This is a genomic window from Sediminibacillus halophilus (assembly GCF_900103695.1).
In the GTDB taxonomy this organism is placed as follows: Bacteria; Bacillota; Bacilli; order Bacillales; family Amphibacillaceae; genus Sediminibacillus; species Sediminibacillus halophilus.
In genome coordinates, this window is sequence record NZ_FNHF01000002.1 from 453452 (window position 1) to 469949 (window position 16498).

The window sequence follows — 16498 nt, forward strand, 5'->3', positions numbered from 1 at the left end:
CTTTATTATTTTCACTTCACTATCGCCCTATTTTTAATTCTTCGTTATATCCGTACAGAAATCCTTTACTAAGAGAGGGTTTTTTCCGACAGAAACCGATAAATTCCGACATTTTTTTAAAAAGATGGGACCAATTAATCGAAATTGTACATATCGATAAACCGGTCCCATAACCATGGTGCTATCCGAGGCTTTCGGCATCTCGAAAACCCGGCCCCAGCCTTACCATTTCTTATTTGAATGTACGAGTTGCTTCCACTGCTTTTTTCCAGCCATCGTAAAGCTTTTTACTCTTCTCTTCCGGCAAAGCAGGATCAAAAGTGCGCTCATTCTGCCATTGTTTAGCGATTTCCTGTTTATCCTTCCAGTAACCTACTGCCAGTCCTGCCAAATAAGCCGCACCCAATGCAGTGGTTTCTTGAACGACTGGACGTTCTACCGGTACATCGAGAATATCGCTTTGGAACTGCATCAAGAAATCATTTTTAACTGCTCCGCCATCCACGCGAAGTTTGGTCAAATCAATACCAGAGTCCTTGCTCATCACATCGGCAACATCTTTTGTCTGATAAGCAAGTGATTCCAAGGTGGCCCGAATAAAGTGGTCTTTTGTCGTACCGCGTGTCAATCCAAAGACAGCACCGCGTGCATCACTATCCCAATATGGAGTGCCGAGTCCGACAAATGCCGGTACGAAGTAGACCCCGTCTGTCGAATCTACATTTTTGGCATAAGCTTCACTCTCTGGAGAGTCGTTGATTACTTTCAATCCATCCCGCAGCCACTGAATGGCAGATCCGGCTACAAAAATACTTCCTTCAAGGGCATATTCCACTTTTCCATCAACGCCCCAGGCAAGTGTCGTTAACAGACCATGTTCGGATACTACCCCCTTTTCTCCAGTATTCATCAACATAAAACAACCAGTTCCGTAAGTATTTTTCGCCATTCCCTCTTCAAAACAAGCCTGACCGAACAAAGCCGCTTGCTGGTCACCAGCGATACCGGCGATCGGCACTTCTTCTCCAAAGAAGTGGTAATCTACTGTTTTTGCATATACTTCCGAGGATTGCTTCACTTCCGGCAGCATGCTTTTCGGCACGGTCAAAATTTCCAGCAATTCTTCATCCCACTTAAGATCGTAAATATTGAACATCAAGGTTCTTGAAGCGTTGGAGTAATCAGTAATATGGGCTTTGCCACCAGATAACTTGTAAACAAGCCAGGAGTCGATCGTACCGAACAGCAAGTCTCCATTATCGGCTTTTTCCCGTGCGCCTTCCACATTATCAAGAATCCATTTCACTTTGGTCCCGGAAAAATATGGGTCAATCAATAGACCGGTTTTTTCGCGGAACAAGTCGTTATAGCCCTGCTCTTTCAGCTCATTGCAAATTTCCTGGGTTTGACGTGATTGCCAGACAACCGCTTTATAAATCGGCTTTCCAGTATTCTTATCCCATACTACAGCTGTTTCACGTTGGTTGGTAATTCCAATACCGGCTACCTGGGAAGGTTCCGCATCTGCCTTCCGCAATACTTCCGACATACAGGCAAGAACAGAGGTCCATATTTCATTGGCATCGTGTTCCACCCAGCCTGGTTGAGGGAAAAATTGTTCAAATTCTTTTTGTGCCGTTTCCACAATTTCCCCTTTATGATTGAACAGTATTGCTCTTGAGCTTGTTGTCCCTTGATCTAATGACAAAATATATGTTTCACTCATGATAAAATCCCCCTTAAGATATTTTTTCCTCCACTTTATCAGCAGTGGTTTCCCCTTTTTTCAATTCTGCATTGGCCGCTCCGATCAAGATTACAGCCATCACAGCGCTCAACACCCAAAACAGGACCGAAAAATCGCTTACAAAAATGGCACGATAGAAGACTGCTCCATAAATACCTCCCAAAATCGGGCCAAGAACCGGAATCCAGGAATAACTCCAGTCAGATCCACCTTTTCCCGGTATCGGAAGCAGTGCGTGAGCAATCCGTGGGCCAAGGTCTCGGGCTGGGTTGATGGCATAACCGGTTGTACCTCCAAGCGACATTCCGATTGCTACAATCAACGCACCGACTATTAATGGATTCAATCCTTCGGTAAACTCGTTAGCACCGATAAACAAAAGACCCATGACAAGTACAAAAGTACCGATGATTTCACTTACCAGGTTGGAAAACGGACTGCGTATTGCCGGATCGGTAGAAAACACACCGAGTTTGGCACCAGTATCTTTTGTCGCTTTCCAATGCGGCAGGTAATTCAAGAAAACAATCACACCGCCAATAAACGCTCCCAACATTTGCGCCGTAATATACATCGGCACTTTAGACCATGGAAACTCACCTACTGCAGCAAAGCCTAATGTTACCGCCGGGTTGATATGCGCTCCTGATACGTTGCCGACCGCATAAACGCCCATTGCCACAGCAAGACCCCATCCAACTGTAATGACAATCCAGCCAGCGCCTTCCGCCTTTGTGTTTTTTAGTACGACTCCCCCGACAACGCCACCGCCAAAAATAATCAAAATCATAGTACCTATCAGTTCCGCTAAAAATTCGGACATCTCCAGCACCCCTTTATCCTCTATTAACCTAGTAAACGATGTTTAATTGAGCACAAAAAGACCCACACTCCAATTGACGCACTTCTCCTGAGAAGTACCATTGTCGTGTGGGTCTCCGAATCTCCATCACATCGTTAACTTGTTGTCTTAACCTTACACCAATCTGTAAACGCTGTCAATCCATTTATGAAATTTTGTTGAAGGCGCTTGCGGACATCCTATCTTCTGATTGTTGCCTGTTCTTGTCATAGTGCTGTATTTCATGAATCATCGCCGACCATTTTTTCTTCCACTTCTTCCGTTGAGGAGTGTCCGCGTTTTAGCTCTTTACTGGCTGCAGCGATTAACAAGAGAATCATCACAGCACTAAGAAGCCAGAAGAAAACCGAATAATCACCGGTAAACAAAGCGCGATAGAACAAAGCGCCATAAATTCCACCTAACACCGGTCCTGCTAAAGGTACCCAGGAATAACCCCAGTCGGATGATCCTTTTCCTGGAATTGGCAGCAAGGCATGGGCAATCCGAGGTCCAAGATCACGCGCAGGATTGATGGCATAACCCGTAGCACCGCCCAGTGACATTCCAATCGCCACAATTAATAATCCAACGATCATCGGATTCAATCCTTCGGTGAATTCGTTTGCGCCAATAAATAAGAGTCCCATTACCAAGACGAATGTACCGATAATTTCACTGATCAGGTTGGAAAAAGGGCTGCGAATCGCTGGATCCGTCGAAAACACACCGAGTTTGGCTCCCGGGTCATCTGTCGCTCTCCAGTGTGGCAAATAGTTACAAAATACGATACCTGCGCCGATAATGGCTCCAAGCACTTGAGCCGAAATATACATTGGCACTTTCGCCCATGGAAACTCGCCAATTGCCGCGAAGCCAAGTGTAACAGCAGGGTTGATATGGGCACCTGATACATTGCCGACGGCATAAACGCCCATCGCAACTCCGAGTCCCCATCCAATCGTAATGACGACCCAGCCTGCCCCTTCTGATTTCGTTCCCTTTAGGACAACCCCTCCGACGACACCATTCCCAAGTATAATCAAAATCATGGTTCCGATTAACTCAGCTAAAAATTCCGACATAAAAAGGCACTCCTTCCGATTTTCTAATCTAATTAACATAAATCGGAAACTTCAAACCTTTTGCGTCCCAGTCAGCTGTCAGGATGTATTGCCCATTTTATTGAAGATTCCACAATTCGGAACGTGAAGTGGTGACCGCTTTTGCTCCTCCTTGGTATGCATTTTCCACATCTTCCTGGCTGCGGATCAACCCGCCGGCAATGACTGGAATGTCTGTCCGTTCAAAAATTTCTCCGATCAATTTAGGAATGAGGCCAGGCAGTACCTCGATATAGTCTGGTTTCACTTTATTGATGATTTTTATGTTGCTCTCCAAAGCATGCGAATCAAGAGCAAATAACCGCTGCACTGCCAGAACACCCTGCTTTTTGGCATAAGAAATAACATTTCCTCTTGTCGTAATAATGCCGTCCGGCTTTAAATTCCGGATTAAAAACTCAATGCCGGCTTCATCGGTTTTCAACCCTTGAATTAAATCAGCATGGACAAATACTTTTTTCCCTTCTCTTTTTGCGTACTTTATCAACGAAACAAGCTGGGAAAGCCTTGTCTCCAAAAAAATGACATACTGATATTCACTGGAGAGTAGTTTTTCAAAATCTTTCATATCACGAATCGCCGGTAAAATCCCTTGAAGTATTGTCATATTATCACCCAATTCCCGTTAATTTACTAATAGTTATTCATTTTACCATAACGCCTGTACAAGCGGTAATAGGTTGACAGCAGGCGAAAACGCTTTTTCTATGATTGTTGTTTGATACCTTACCACTTGAAATAAATTCCGACATAACGAGAACTTGCTTACTCCTGCGCTTTACCGAATGAACGCTAACCAAGCAATGACAAATACTCGCTTTCCGTAGTGAATGCTTCATCCAGAGACTAATTGACTCGCTCCGGGGGATGGAGAAAACCCACTACGAAGCTTAAATTGGACGCAACCTCAGTCCCTGTTCCTACAAAACAGCTTTTTTCTGTGGAAGGAGGATTCGCAGTTAGATGGGGAGTTTAGCACCAAAAAAGGAAACCGTTTATAGCGCAGGGAATTTCCGTAGCGCTGGTTTTGCAGTACTAATCTCGGAAAGGAAGAGGTAACGCATCGATATAAGTTCTAAAATACCCTAAATACACCAGCTCATGAAAATAACAGACAAAACGTTTTCCATTCGATGCTGAAGGGAACTTGGTAAGAACTTCGATTAAGGGAGAGTGACGACCATGAAACGGCTGTTGATTGCATTGCTCCCAATTATTTATGCTGTATTGATTTGGGTTCAATCGAGCTACTCGCAAGGTACAATTCTACGCTTTTTCAAGGAGGTTATTCCGTGGTGATCAACATTCTATGGGAGGCTTTCCACTTTATTGAATTCGCCATTCTTTACCTTCTCCTGGCAGCAGCGTTAATTGTCAACAAACGTTACAGCTCGCTGACAGACCTTGCGGCAATGTCCGCAACCATCATATATGCGTTCATCGATGAAATTCATCAATTTTACGTACCAGGACGTTCCTTTTCTCAATTGGATTTAGTAAAAGATATGGTTGGTGTGATTACTGCTTGGATTCTGATGGAAAGTTACCAATCTCGCAACCAAGAAGATGATCATGAAACACCCTAAACATCCATTGTTAGACTATGAAAAGGAAGTACTTACTGATGCTCCCTTCCTGCGTGAGAAACTAAAAAAGCTGCCCTTTAGCATTAACCTGCAGGACAGCTTTCATAAATTATTTTTTGCGGCGCATAAATTTTATAACGGCCAGGATGATCAAAGCAATCACTACATAGATGAAGAAAAACACAAGGAAACCCCACAGCCCGACGACAGCATCGGCAAATTCCATATCCCCGCCAGTAAGAGCCTGCTGTAGTTCGATTGCAAAAACGAGCACAACCATCATGGTGAATGTATAAATAAAGGAAAGAATGGTAATGCTCCACTTCATGCTGGCGATTAATTTAAAGAAAAAGTAGACGATGAAAAAGGCAAAGATACCAATAATGCCAATCACCCAAAAGTGCAGCTGTTTATCCGTCATGGTCAACCCAAAACGTTCGATCAACGCATCGTGGATCCGGTTGACAATATCAGCCAGTAGTAAAATAACTTCCTTCATGCTATTTCCTCCTATTTTCTACCGTTCAATTACGTTTTGCCTGATTCAACGCCTGGTTAAATCCTTCAATGATATCATCAGCTGCTTCAATACCTACGGATATCCGGATCAACCCTTCGGTAATCCCTAATTGATCCCGCGTCTCGGGTGGAAGAGCGCGATGGGAAGTCGCCAGTGGATAGGATACAGATGTTTCCACACCGGCCAACGTTGGAACGATTTTAATCCAGCCGAGCGATTGAAAAAATCTCTCCACGTCACAAGTAGCCGTAATATCTATCGTAACAATGGCTCCATTGCCAAGCGGTGATACGTCTTCCGGGTAATAAACTTTCTCTACTGCCTCATGCTTGTGCAATGCATCGGCAAGTTTTTGTGCATTGGCGACGTGCCGCTCCATTCTTACGCTTAGCGTCTTCAAGCCACGACAGGTGAGCCAGGCTTCGAAAGGACTTAAACTGCTTCCAAGGTTCACGATTTTTTGATTAGCTTTTTCAATCAGGCCTTCATGGCCAACCAGTACTCCGGCTGTAATATCACTATGACCGCCGATGTACTTGGTGGCGCTGTGGACCACCAAATCGGCGCCCTGCTCATAGGGACGGCAAAGGTAAGGAGTGGCAAACGTGTTATCAACCATCAAGACGAGCTGAGCCTCCCTGGCCAGTGCTCCAAGTGCTTCTATATCTTCCCTGCGCAGCAACGGATTGGAAATAGACTCCGAGTAAACCATCTTTGTATTGGCTTTGATATGGTCGGCAATTTTTTCTCCTTCGGCAAAGTCGACAAAAGATACTTCGATTCCTAAGTCCGGCAGTTCATTGGCAAGCAGTTGATATGTACCTCCGTAAATATCTGTGGCAGCAATGACATGGTCTCCCTGCTTAGCAACGGCAAGAACTCCAGCCAATATTGCCGCGGTTCCCGAGGCAGCAGCTACCCCGCTCGGAGCTCCTTCCAGTTGTGCCACCGCAGCCCCTAACTCATCGGTATTTGGATTGCCGACTCTCGTATATAAGTAATCGTTCTTCCCTTGGTAAAAGTTTTCCAAATCTTCAAGGTCTTTGAATTTAAAGGCTGACGTCTGGTAAATCGGCGTCGATTTACTATTAATCTTTTTTTCCTCCATGCCAGAAAGATGAACAGATTTCGTATCAAAATGTTTCCCCATATAATCGCTCCCTTTTTACCAGCTTTCACATAATTATTCCTACTTTAACGCAAGATTGTTGAAAAGCGCAAGCATACTAAATAGAAAAGGAGAGGCTCGGTTCACCTCTCCCTATCTGGTTACACTGGTTGAATTCCTCTGTTGTATTTTTTTCCTGGATGGTTTTCTGAAAGACGTGGACCTGCTCCAAAAAGGTTATCCCTCAAAGTTTCACCTTTATAACTAGATCGGATAAGGCCGCGCTCCTGCAAAATCGGGACAACCAAGTCGACGAAGTCCTGGAAGGTTCCAGGCGTTATCGCATAGGCAATATTAAAGCCATCGACACCAGCCTCTTTGACCCATTTTTCCATCGTATCGGCTATCTGTTCCGGCGAGCCGACTGCATAGGCACCTAGACCGCCGATTCCAATAAACTCCTTGATTTCTTTTACTGTCCATTGTTTGTTCGGATCAATCCTTGTAAAATTCTCCACTGCTGATTGGATGGCATTATTTTCAACGTATCGTAAACTTTCATCAGGACCATATTGCGAAAGGTCAATACCAGTCCATCCACCGAACAAGGCAAGTGCCCCTTCATGGCTGATATGGTTTTTATAATCGTTGAACTTCTCTCTTGCCTCCTGTTCGGTACGCCCGACGATCGGAGTGAACATGGTCAGTATTTTAACATCTTCCGGATTGCGTCCAGCCAGTACCGTCTCTTCCCGCAATTTTTTGACCGACTGCCTGGCAGCTTCAATAGTTGGAGCACCGATGAAGACACATTCCGCATTGCTGGCGGCAAATGCCCTGCCTTTTTTCGAAGCACCAGCCTGATAAATCACCGGTGTGCGTTGTGGCGATGGCTCGCTTAAGTGTGCACCTGGAACTTTGAAATACTTGCCTTCATGCTGGATGTCATGGACTTTTTCCGGATCCGTATAAATCCCGTTCTCTTTATCGAGACGGACTGCATCATCCTCCCAGCTGCCTTCCCACAGCTTGTAGCAAACATCGACATACTCTGCTGCAATATCATACCGCTCATCATGACTGACCTGATCTTCCAAACCCATATTGACTGCGGCGCTCTTCAAATAAGAAGTAACAATATTCCAGCCCACTCTTCCCTTTGTCAAATGATCAAGCGTCGACATTCTGCGAGCAAAGGTATAAGGATGTTCGTGGCTGACAGAAGCGGTCACGCCAAAACCAAGGTGTTTCGTGACTGCCGACATAAGCGGGACGACCAGCAACGGATCGTTCACAGGTGATTGGGCGCCCTGTCTTACCGCCGCATCCCGGGAATCCTCGTAAACATCATAGGTGCCTAACACATCAGCTAAAAACACGGCATCAAAGTTTCCTCTTTCCAAAAGCTTCGCCAGCTCTATCCAGTATTCACTGTCCTTGTATTTGTGTGATTGGTCGTCCGGATGTGTCCATAACCCCGGTGACTGGTGTCCTGCACAATTCATATCAAAGGCATTTAAATAAATACGCTTATCCGTCATTTGATTACTCCTCCTTGTATGGGATATTTTTTGATTCAAATTGGCTGCTTTTGCTTATTGACCATCTGGACGAAATAATTCAGTTGCTTCTCTAATCGCTGGTTTAAGTCGCTATCATGAATCGGCTGTTGGATGTCCTGTTTATCGATGCATTTGTTCAAAAGATAAACGCCCTTCAAATTCTGTGCCTTCAATGTTGCCAACAGTGGCTTCAGACTATATTCCACTGCGAGCAAATGGGAGGGACTGCCGCCGGTCATCAGTGGCAAAACCGGAGTATCTTCCAACACATCCTGCGGCAATATGTCTAATAATGCTTTGAGAACCCCTGAGTAAGCAGCTTTATACACGGGTGATCCGACAATCGCCCCCTTTGCCTCCCGGATGAGCGCTGCTGCTTCTGTAACAGCCTGGCTGTCATACCTTCCTTCAAACAAATCCGCCTGTGGGATATCCTTTACAGATAAATGGGCAGTGGAAAACCCCTTTCGCCTTAAAGACTCTCCTAAATAATTCAGTACCGCATCAGTTCCTGATTGGGTCGAAGGGCTTCCAGATAAAATAATGATTTCGCTCAAAACAATCTCTCCCTTTCTGCCATATGGTATTTTCGGTTCAACTCGGGGAAAGAGGGAATTTTTCCATAAAGAAAACCCCCTTTTCCGCAGAATGAGAAAAGAGGGTTTTTATCGTCCGATATCCGCTCTTATCTCCCAAGAATACATCTTGGCTGGAATTAGCACCTTTCTGACAAATAGTCAGAGGTTGCTGAAGCTTCAATGGGCCAGTTCCCTCGGCTTCTCTGGATAAGAATTTTTAATTTGACACCAATCATAATACCAATGACTTTCCATGTCAACTACTTTTTGTAATAATCAGAATAGTGCTGGCTTCTGAAAGCGGCTTACACGGCAGGTTTATCTGCCCGGTTTTTGAGAAACATATAGATATACTTAATCCAGGAGGAATCGCGATGCACGAATTTAACGAGACTTTTATCCAAATCCTTATCCTGCTTGCTATCTCGGTCGCCGTAATCGGGATTGCCAAAAAAATCGGCCAGCCATACACGATTGCACTTGTTTTAGTCGGTTTAGTTCTTGGCATTATTAATGTTCACGTACCGCTGATAGATGAAGCAGAAGAATATATCACCCAATCAGAAGTTTTTCAGGCAATTATCATTTCTTTATTCCTGCCGATTTTACTGGGAGATGCGACACTGAAACTGCCATTTCATCATCTATACCACCATAAGCGGGCTGTTCTCGGAATGGCCTTCATCGGCACGTTCCTATCGTTTATCGTGATCGGCTTTTCCACCCATTACATTATCGGCCTGCCAATAGCGGTAGCATTTACATTTGCCGCGTTGATGAGTGCTACAGATCCGATAAGTGTTGTATCCATATTTAAATCGCTGGGAGTTTCGGAAAAGTTATCGACGATCATGGAAGGAGAGTCATTATTCAATGATGGGATTGCAGTCGTGCTTTTCAAAATTTCATCGATTTATTTGCTTACGTATATCGAATTAGGCTGGGAAGGACTTGGCAGCGGCATCCTGCTGTTCTTGAAATTCAGTCTCGGCGGGGTGCTTGTCGGTGTCATCCTTGGCTTTGTATTTTCACAAATCATCCGCTTTTTTGATGATTATCCATTTGAAATAGCTTTATCAGCCATCTTGTTCTTCGGTAGTTATTTCATAGCAGAGCACTTGGAAGTATCTGGGGTCATCGCTGTTGTGGCAGGTGGCTTTATGTTCGCTGACTATGGCGGAAAAATCGGTATGTCGGAAAAAACACGGGTCACCATCAACACTTTTTGGGATGTTATCACCCTCGTTGCCAACTCGATCATCTTTTTGCTGATTGGCTTGGAAATCCGCAATATCGACTTTAATAACCAGTGGGATATCATTGTATATGCAATCATCCTTGTAATCACAGGAAGAATCATCGCCTTGTATATCAGTACACTGCCTGTTAAAGATTTGAACCGAAAAGAGCGTATCCTGCTGAATTGGGGCGGTTTACGAGGCAGCTTGTCGATTGCACTTGCTCTCAGTCTGCCAACGGACTTCGCTGGCCGTGATACGGTATTGTTGCTGACCTTTTCCGTTGTCTTGTTTTCTTTGATCGTCCAAGGGCTGTCCATCAAACCATTGATCAAAAAGCTTGGTTTGTCAGGCACCGATTCAAAGGAATAAAAATGACTGGTTTTAAGTCTACTACCAATCGATAACAGGAATGAACGTGTCTAAAAATAATTTCCTCATGCATCCAGTTGGTTACGCAATGAAAGAAACAGAGAAGGACGTTTGCCCTTCCCTTGATCGACTTCCTTTATCCTGTTACTGATAAGTGCTTCTAATCGCTACGGCAAGATACCTCACGGAGTGGCGAGTCAGCATCATTCATGGTTACGAGTTTCTATCTAATATTTAAAACCGGACGAGTTCAAATGCGCTTAGCTTCGAATCATCGTCCGTTTTTTTGATATGACCACTACGCCGTTGTCGTGGCCATTTACTTCGCTGTATTCACTTCAATTACTTTATTGACAAAAGAGGCAAAGGGAGTGTCCTCAAAAGCAAAGTCATCTAAGTCCTTACGATAGATTTGCAGGACAACCGTATCATACCCCTTCCCATTTTGTATAATTCCAAAGTGAGAGGTCCGTGTATGGGATAACTCATCCTTGTGCGGCAATTTTATTGCATTATTTATTTCCTCAAGGGAAACAGAATCCCCAGGTACCTCCAAATCAATGCGCAATCGATTTTCCCCAGCTTGAATTTTTCCAAATCGTCTGGAGTGCCGCTTCCAAGGCAGTTTTGTCATTGTTTCAATCGCATAATTATGTTTTTCCCGATTAATCAACTTCACTTCACATTTCCCGCTGTTTTCCAACAGGGTAATGAGCTCGTTCACTTTCTTATACATCCAATCCGTCCTTTCCATACGAGTCAGCATCTAGTTAAACTATTCCCCATCGCAAATTGTTTTACCCGTTGAATCTTTCTTTTCAATGAATGTGCTTTGAAGGCTGGGCCATGGTGAAAACAAGGATGGTCGTTTAATTTTGCACAGTAGGAGCGTACCAAATTAGCAACGTGAAACCCCTTTTCATTTCATTAAATCGTATTATAATCATTATTAAGTTAGCTGACTTTCTTTAGTATTTGCACTTAAGAAACACTGCATGATTGGGGATCCTCATATGACTTTAGATGCGAGAAGCAAGTATATTTTAAACCGGTTTGTCGATGCAAATGGATATCTGTCCGTAAGATCCATTACTAGTTCACTGAATATTTCCAGAAGAACATTTTATTATGATTTAAAAAAGATCAACAATTTCTTACAGGAAAATGGACTTCAAGAAATTCAGAGGCAAAAAAAATCAGGTTATTACCTAAGGGAAGAAGATAAACAAAAGATACCTTCTCTGGTTCAATTAATGAATCATAACCAGTATTTTTTCGATAAGCAGGACCGTAACATGATTATGGCTGTTCAATTGTTGTCTTCTGAACAGACACTAGAAGAATAAAGAAATCATTAGGAACTACGGAGATCCAGACTCCACAAGGAAAGTAGAATCTGTTTATAGAACAAGCACAGATGAGTCAAGACTTTATCGGTTTTCTGAAAGACAAGCTATATAGTTGGAAAAAAGTCTTTGATAAATATCAAAACATACCAGCAAGCGGATTTTCTGATCATCATGTGCCAATTATCGTTCTGTCAACTTCTTCCTTATCTGTAGCGGAAGTACTTCATTCAGAACTCTTATTAGACACTTATCCTTTTACTATCTGGATTTGTGTTGAAGAGGATATGTGGGAAGACGGGTTAGAAACAGCATTCTACCGACCGCTAAAGGACAAGTTACAGCGTATGCGTTTAGATTTTCTAAGCAGGAACGAAAGCACAGAAGATTGAATTTATTCAGACATTCAGGGAGGTTGGAATCGAATGCGAATTGCTTTAACTTATAAAGGGACAAACTCTTTTTATGATCCAACTTCTCTGGAATCCTCACATGCTTACATTTGCATACGTTGCAACAATCTCTACGTGTAAGTGTTCTTTGACACTGTTTTTATTAAACTCAGTACAGTCCGTTCTTATAGTTCTTCTACTTGGTCCTTATATTCTCCTCAGCAAATACATACTACATCTTAAAAGGCTCTCTTTAGAGTCTTTTATTATGCAACGGAAGCAAAGCAAACTTACTACGGATTCTCACTAAACAAAAAAATTGAAAGTGAAAGTTTATTTTCCTCCCTTTTATGACACTTTGTTAAATGTAAGATCATAAACAGTCCGGACGAATCTTACAAAATTCACAAAAAAGGAGAGGAAACAGATGCCTTCTATAATTTTAGACCCTGGTCATGGGGGACGTTATTCTGGAGCTACGCACGGTTCAAATAAAGAAGAAGAAATTACTTTAGATATTGCTAACCGTGTACGGTTTAAATTGATTGATGTAGGAGCTTCACCCGTTTATCAAACCAGATACGAAGATGAAGACTTTGGTGGTGTTGACGGTAATGATGATATTAATAAACGAGTAGATTACGTGAATCGAACTTTTAGTGGATATGGTGCTTTAATCAGTATACACGTAAACACTGCTTTGGGGAGCACCGGTGTATATTGGTACGATGGCTCAAAAGCTACTGAGTATGAACGTACTGAGTCGAGAGCTTTAGCAAATGATATGAATTTAGAGCTTTTTGGCGTAGGAAGTGTATGGACCGAGGATTGGGCTATTCTTCGGGATACTTGGGAGTCATGCCCAAAGGTACTAGCTGAGATAGGTCAAATTGATGATGAATGGTCGGAAGATTACTATAGAGAAGCAATTGCTCAACGTGTTACTGACGGTATCCTCCGTTACTTCCGCCGTTATTACCCTATTTAAAGATGAGATGGAACGGTTTATTTTAAGTGCAGTAAACCGTTCCACTTTTTTATGAATGCTCTGGAATCTTTATTTTCATTTTGCCATCTCTAAATCGAGCATAGGGATCCTCCCTTTCTCCTATCAATAATTTTCCCTTCCATATTTCTGCTACTTCATTAAACTCCTTCATCTTCCCATTAACCTCTACTTTTAACAGAATATGATGCCAAAAAGTATGAGCATCAGAGTACTCTACATTTTTAATCTTATAGTCTTTTATAATATAATTTTGCTCTTTTAAATACGCTATCTTTTCCATAAAAAAGTCCTTAGCTTGTTCTTTAGGTAATGTTGTTCCAGTGGATAAAAATTCGTTGCTGTTTTTCTTATAATCGTATAAATATAAAACTTTAAATGCGTCCTCATAATCTTCATTAATAAGGGAGTTGTAATACTCGTTTATCATATGTTCCGCTTCTTTTTCAGGAAAGAATTTTTCTCTTATGTTTGGCCAGGAAAAAATTAAAATAACCAAGACTGCGACGAAAATTATAAGAGTAACTACTTTTTTCATCTGAATTACCTCCTTTAAAAAATCATACACCGGTGTATTCTAACATATATGTTTGGTAAAATATTTCCTGTATTTGTTTTTAGTTAAAAAGTAGCAGTAGTAAAATATATTTTGGATGGGAAGTATTATACTGAAAAAGGAGCCATCTATGTTTACAGAAGAGTTAACGCCCAATTTTTATATGCTAACGGGAAAATCCCGAAATGATCACGATTCTTTTATCTTGTGATTATTTCGGGATTTTTTTATTGCATAAAAGCGGAGTGAAAGCATGAAAAAGGTACTTTTAGCTATAGGAAATGAATCCTATAGCAATATTATAAGAAACCGTTTATCTGAACATAAAGAACACTTTTTAATTCCGGAACAAAAAGTAATGCACCACCGGTATTTGAAAGAAGTTGTAGAGTTAGAAAAGACAGACTTACTAATATTACATGACTACTATTTACCATCCGACTTTGATTCCAAGGAAGGAGTGTGGGAATGGCTGTCTTATATTCAACATATTAGGGAGCTTTATGATGACTCCATCAGAGTGGTCTTTTTATGTGAAAGAAATAGAGGAGATCCTTTTTCTTATCTCAATTGGTAAACAACAATGTATTAGATATATTTAACGATAGTGCCACTGGTGGCACAGCTTAAAGACCGGCCAAAGTTTTCAAAAGTATCTAAGTTTAAAGCTGCCACCCTTACTTTAGCTATTCCAAGGAAACAAGATGAAGAACAAGGAGTAGATGAAAATACAAAAGATAAAATCGTCTCTTCTAAAGGAGCTAAGACGGCTTCCTCCGCACCAAAAAAGAAATCACAAGAGAAACCTGTAAAAGAGAAGTCAAGAAAGGAAAAACCTGATAGTCCTCCTCGACCTTTAGTTGAAAAAGTTGTAGAAAAAAAGTTGAATACAAACAGGTCGTTAAACGAGCATTAAACTTTTTAGTCCTTTAATCCTCACTATTCTTATCAGACGAAGATGGAGTTTCCTTATTAGCAGTAACACCATCAGAAGAAGTATTAGAGACACTTGAAGTGGTGCCACTTGTAGGACTCGTGTTAACCGCCCTTTTTTTAGTGGAAGATTGAGAAACTGCCCGATCCGACTCAGAAGATATTTCGTTTCTCTGCTTTGCAGCAGTGTCTGCTGGTAATGTATCCTCATCGGTTGAAATTCCGTTAACCTCCAAGGAATCTCCCAATACTTGTTCACCTGCATTACTGCCGCTCGCCAGCACATAATGATGAGCCCCCGTACTGTTTCGCAATACGGCAGCTGCTAATCTTTTTTCTAACCTAACCTGCTTCAATAGAAAAGTAAATGCCTGGTGCTCCAGGCTTCTACGTTAATGACCAAGTGTAATAAAACAAAACCCAGCAGCCTATTCATAGCTGACTGGGTTTTGTCCGAATATCAAGATTTTGCTTTTTTAATCATATCGTGCACCTTTTGAATCTCGTCATCAGAAACGACTAGATAGTAAACATCCTGGCCACTTGAATTGGTAATATATTTGCCTTCGCCTTCCATTTGATAACTGACAACGTTCTTCCTGGTGTCCCGATAGTTCATCATCAAATTTTTCATATCACTGAAATCCAAATTGGTCTCCATGTTGTTTCCAAGAACATCGATCATATCATCGATTTTGTTCACAGAAGCCACGCTGGCACCCTTATCGACTATAGCCTGGAATACCTGTCGCTGACGACCTGTTCTGGCAAAGTCACTGTCGAAATGGCGCATCCTGACAAATCCCATTGTTTTAGCACCATTTAATTCAATTTCGCCTTTTTCATAATGGTATCCTTTTTTATAATAGCCTTCGTCAATCCAATCTGTCTTGTTGTCGACTGTGATACCGCCTACCGCGTCCACCATCTCCGACAAACCTTCCATATTCACTTTGACATAATAATCAAGTTCGATATCCAAAAGATTTTCCACTGTGTTGATCGACATATCTGTACCGCCATAGGCATACGCATGATTTATTTTATCTTCGTATCCTTTTCCAACGATTTCCGTTCGTGTATCGCGGGGAATGCTTACCAGATTCATGCTGTCGTCTTTCGGATCCAGCGATAAAACCATTAAAGCATCTGAACGGCCGGAATCTCCCGAACGTTCATCTACACCCAGAAGCAGGACATTCAATGGCTCGTTATCCCTCACTTTTTTCTTTCCGACTGTAGTGTCGATTGAATCCACCTGCTGATGCATCTTTTCCTCAACCGTATTCTTTGCATTACTATATATAGAAAAAGCATAGACACCTACGCCAATCACAACTATCGCCACTACGGCAAGTAATATTTTCCACCAGCGTTTCGACTTTCCCGCTTTTTTCGCTCTTCTACTTTCAGCCAATAAATACACCCCATCTGTTATATGATAACGACTTCTTTTTCTTCAACTATTATACTATAACATTGTAAATTTTTGTCTACCCCTATCGAAAAATTTTTTACCGACAACCTTTTCCAGTTTACCAGAAGACCTCCAAACTATGGCTCTTCTGCCAAAGGTCGTGCTAAAACGT

Annotated in this window: 19 protein-coding genes and 1 riboswitch; of the genes, 7 read left to right on the top strand and 12 right to left on the bottom strand. The window is 42.2% G+C overall.

The features are described from left to right. Positions 1-232 precede the first annotated feature (232 nt). The 4 genes from glpK to BLR82_RS09205 form a co-directional block, all read right to left on the bottom strand. Complete coding sequence (gene glpK / locus BLR82_RS09190; RefSeq protein WP_074598697.1) at positions 233-1726, bottom strand: glycerol kinase GlpK; 1494 nt, start codon at positions 1724-1726, stop codon at positions 233-235. A 13-nt stretch (positions 1727-1739) separates the two neighbouring features. After that, the gene (locus tag BLR82_RS09195; protein WP_074598698.1) at positions 1740-2570 is read right to left on the bottom strand and encodes an MIP/aquaporin family protein; all 831 of its coding nucleotides are present in this window, start codon (positions 2568-2570) and stop codon (positions 1740-1742) included. Positions 2571-2830: 260 nt separating this feature from the next. Next, a complete protein-coding gene (locus BLR82_RS09200) occupies positions 2831-3673 on the bottom strand; it encodes an MIP/aquaporin family protein (protein WP_074598699.1) in 843 nt (280 codons plus the stop codon). Positions 3674-3770: 97 nt separating this feature from the next. Further along, positions 3771-4319, bottom strand: a complete 549-nt coding sequence (locus BLR82_RS09205) for a glycerol-3-phosphate responsive antiterminator (RefSeq protein ID WP_074598700.1) — start codon at positions 4317-4319, stop codon at positions 3771-3773. A gap of 685 nt (positions 4320-5004) precedes the next feature. Between BLR82_RS09205 and BLR82_RS09210 the strand changes: the two genes are divergently transcribed. Beyond that, complete coding sequence (locus tag BLR82_RS09210) at positions 5005-5298, top strand: VanZ family protein (protein WP_074598701.1); 294 nt, start codon at positions 5005-5007, stop codon at positions 5296-5298. Between the two features lie 109 nt (positions 5299-5407). On the opposite strand, the gene BLR82_RS09215 is transcribed toward BLR82_RS09210, so the two are convergent. The 4 genes from BLR82_RS09215 to ssuE form a co-directional block, all read right to left on the bottom strand. Further along, positions 5408-5797 carry a hypothetical protein gene (locus BLR82_RS09215; RefSeq protein WP_074598702.1) on the bottom strand — a complete coding sequence of 130 codons (390 nt, stop codon included), beginning with the start codon at positions 5795-5797 and terminating at the stop codon, positions 5408-5410. Between the two features lie 25 nt (positions 5798-5822). Continuing rightward, a complete protein-coding gene (locus BLR82_RS09220) occupies positions 5823-6968 on the bottom strand; it encodes a trans-sulfuration enzyme family protein (protein ID WP_074598703.1) in 1146 nt (381 codons plus the stop codon). A gap of 119 nt (positions 6969-7087) precedes the next feature. Beyond that, a complete protein-coding gene (locus BLR82_RS09225; protein ID WP_074598704.1) occupies positions 7088-8467 on the bottom strand; it encodes an LLM class flavin-dependent oxidoreductase in 1380 nt (459 codons plus the stop codon). A 35-nt stretch (positions 8468-8502) separates the two neighbouring features. Further along, entirely contained in the window at positions 8503-9045 is a 543-nt protein-coding gene (gene ssuE / locus BLR82_RS09230) for an NADPH-dependent FMN reductase (protein WP_074598705.1), read from the bottom strand. A 125-nt stretch (positions 9046-9170) separates the two neighbouring features. Continuing rightward, positions 9171-9280, bottom strand: a riboswitch (SAM riboswitch). Between the two features lie 160 nt (positions 9281-9440). Between ssuE and BLR82_RS09235 the strand changes: the two genes are divergently transcribed. Continuing rightward, positions 9441-10676: a cation:proton antiporter gene (locus BLR82_RS09235; protein ID WP_074598706.1), complete on the top strand. Its 1236-nt coding sequence runs from the start codon at positions 9441-9443 to the stop codon at positions 10674-10676. A 319-nt stretch (positions 10677-10995) separates the two neighbouring features. Here the strand turns inward: BLR82_RS09235 and BLR82_RS09240 are convergent, their stop codons facing one another. After that, a complete protein-coding gene (locus BLR82_RS09240; protein ID WP_074598707.1) occupies positions 10996-11412 on the bottom strand; it encodes a hypothetical protein in 417 nt (138 codons plus the stop codon). 277 nt (positions 11413-11689) lie between these two features. On the opposite strand from BLR82_RS09240, the gene BLR82_RS09245 reads away from it, so the two are divergent. The 3 genes from BLR82_RS09245 to BLR82_RS09255 all read left to right on the top strand — a co-directional run bounded on the left by BLR82_RS09245 (position 11690) and on the right by BLR82_RS09255 (position 13402). Beyond that, positions 11690-12022 carry an HTH domain-containing protein gene (locus BLR82_RS09245; RefSeq protein ID WP_074598708.1) on the top strand — a complete coding sequence of 111 codons (333 nt, stop codon included), beginning with the start codon at positions 11690-11692 and terminating at the stop codon, positions 12020-12022. Positions 12023-12093: 71 nt separating this feature from the next. Beyond that, entirely contained in the window at positions 12094-12414 is a 321-nt protein-coding gene (locus BLR82_RS09250; RefSeq protein ID WP_074598709.1) for a hypothetical protein, read from the top strand. Between the two features lie 427 nt (positions 12415-12841). Further along, positions 12842-13402: an N-acetylmuramoyl-L-alanine amidase family protein gene (locus tag BLR82_RS09255; protein WP_074598710.1), complete on the top strand. Its 561-nt coding sequence runs from the start codon at positions 12842-12844 to the stop codon at positions 13400-13402. A gap of 49 nt (positions 13403-13451) precedes the next feature. Here BLR82_RS09255 and BLR82_RS09260 read toward each other — a convergent pair whose 3' ends face one another. Further along, on the bottom strand, positions 13452-13958 hold the full coding sequence (locus BLR82_RS09260; RefSeq protein WP_074598711.1) for a hypothetical protein: 507 nt from the start codon (positions 13956-13958) through the stop codon (positions 13452-13454). A gap of 271 nt (positions 13959-14229) precedes the next feature. Between BLR82_RS09260 and BLR82_RS09265 the strand changes: the two genes are divergently transcribed. Next, positions 14230-14553 (top strand): hypothetical protein, encoded by a 324-nt coding sequence (locus BLR82_RS09265; protein WP_074598712.1) that lies wholly within the window; start codon positions 14230-14232, stop codon positions 14551-14553. 39 nt (positions 14554-14592) lie between these two features. Beyond that, the gene (locus BLR82_RS09270; RefSeq protein WP_074598713.1) at positions 14593-14892 is read left to right on the top strand and encodes a hypothetical protein; all 300 of its coding nucleotides are present in this window, start codon (positions 14593-14595) and stop codon (positions 14890-14892) included. Positions 14893-14905: 13 nt separating this feature from the next. On the opposite strand, the gene BLR82_RS09275 is transcribed toward BLR82_RS09270, so the two are convergent. Continuing rightward, the gene (locus tag BLR82_RS09275) at positions 14906-15223 is read right to left on the bottom strand and encodes a hypothetical protein (protein ID WP_139186927.1); all 318 of its coding nucleotides are present in this window, start codon (positions 15221-15223) and stop codon (positions 14906-14908) included. A gap of 146 nt (positions 15224-15369) precedes the next feature. Then, positions 15370-16326, bottom strand: coding sequence for an LCP family glycopolymer transferase (locus BLR82_RS09280; RefSeq protein WP_074598715.1), 957 nt, complete (start codon positions 16324-16326; stop codon positions 15370-15372). Positions 16327-16498 lie beyond the last annotated feature (172 nt).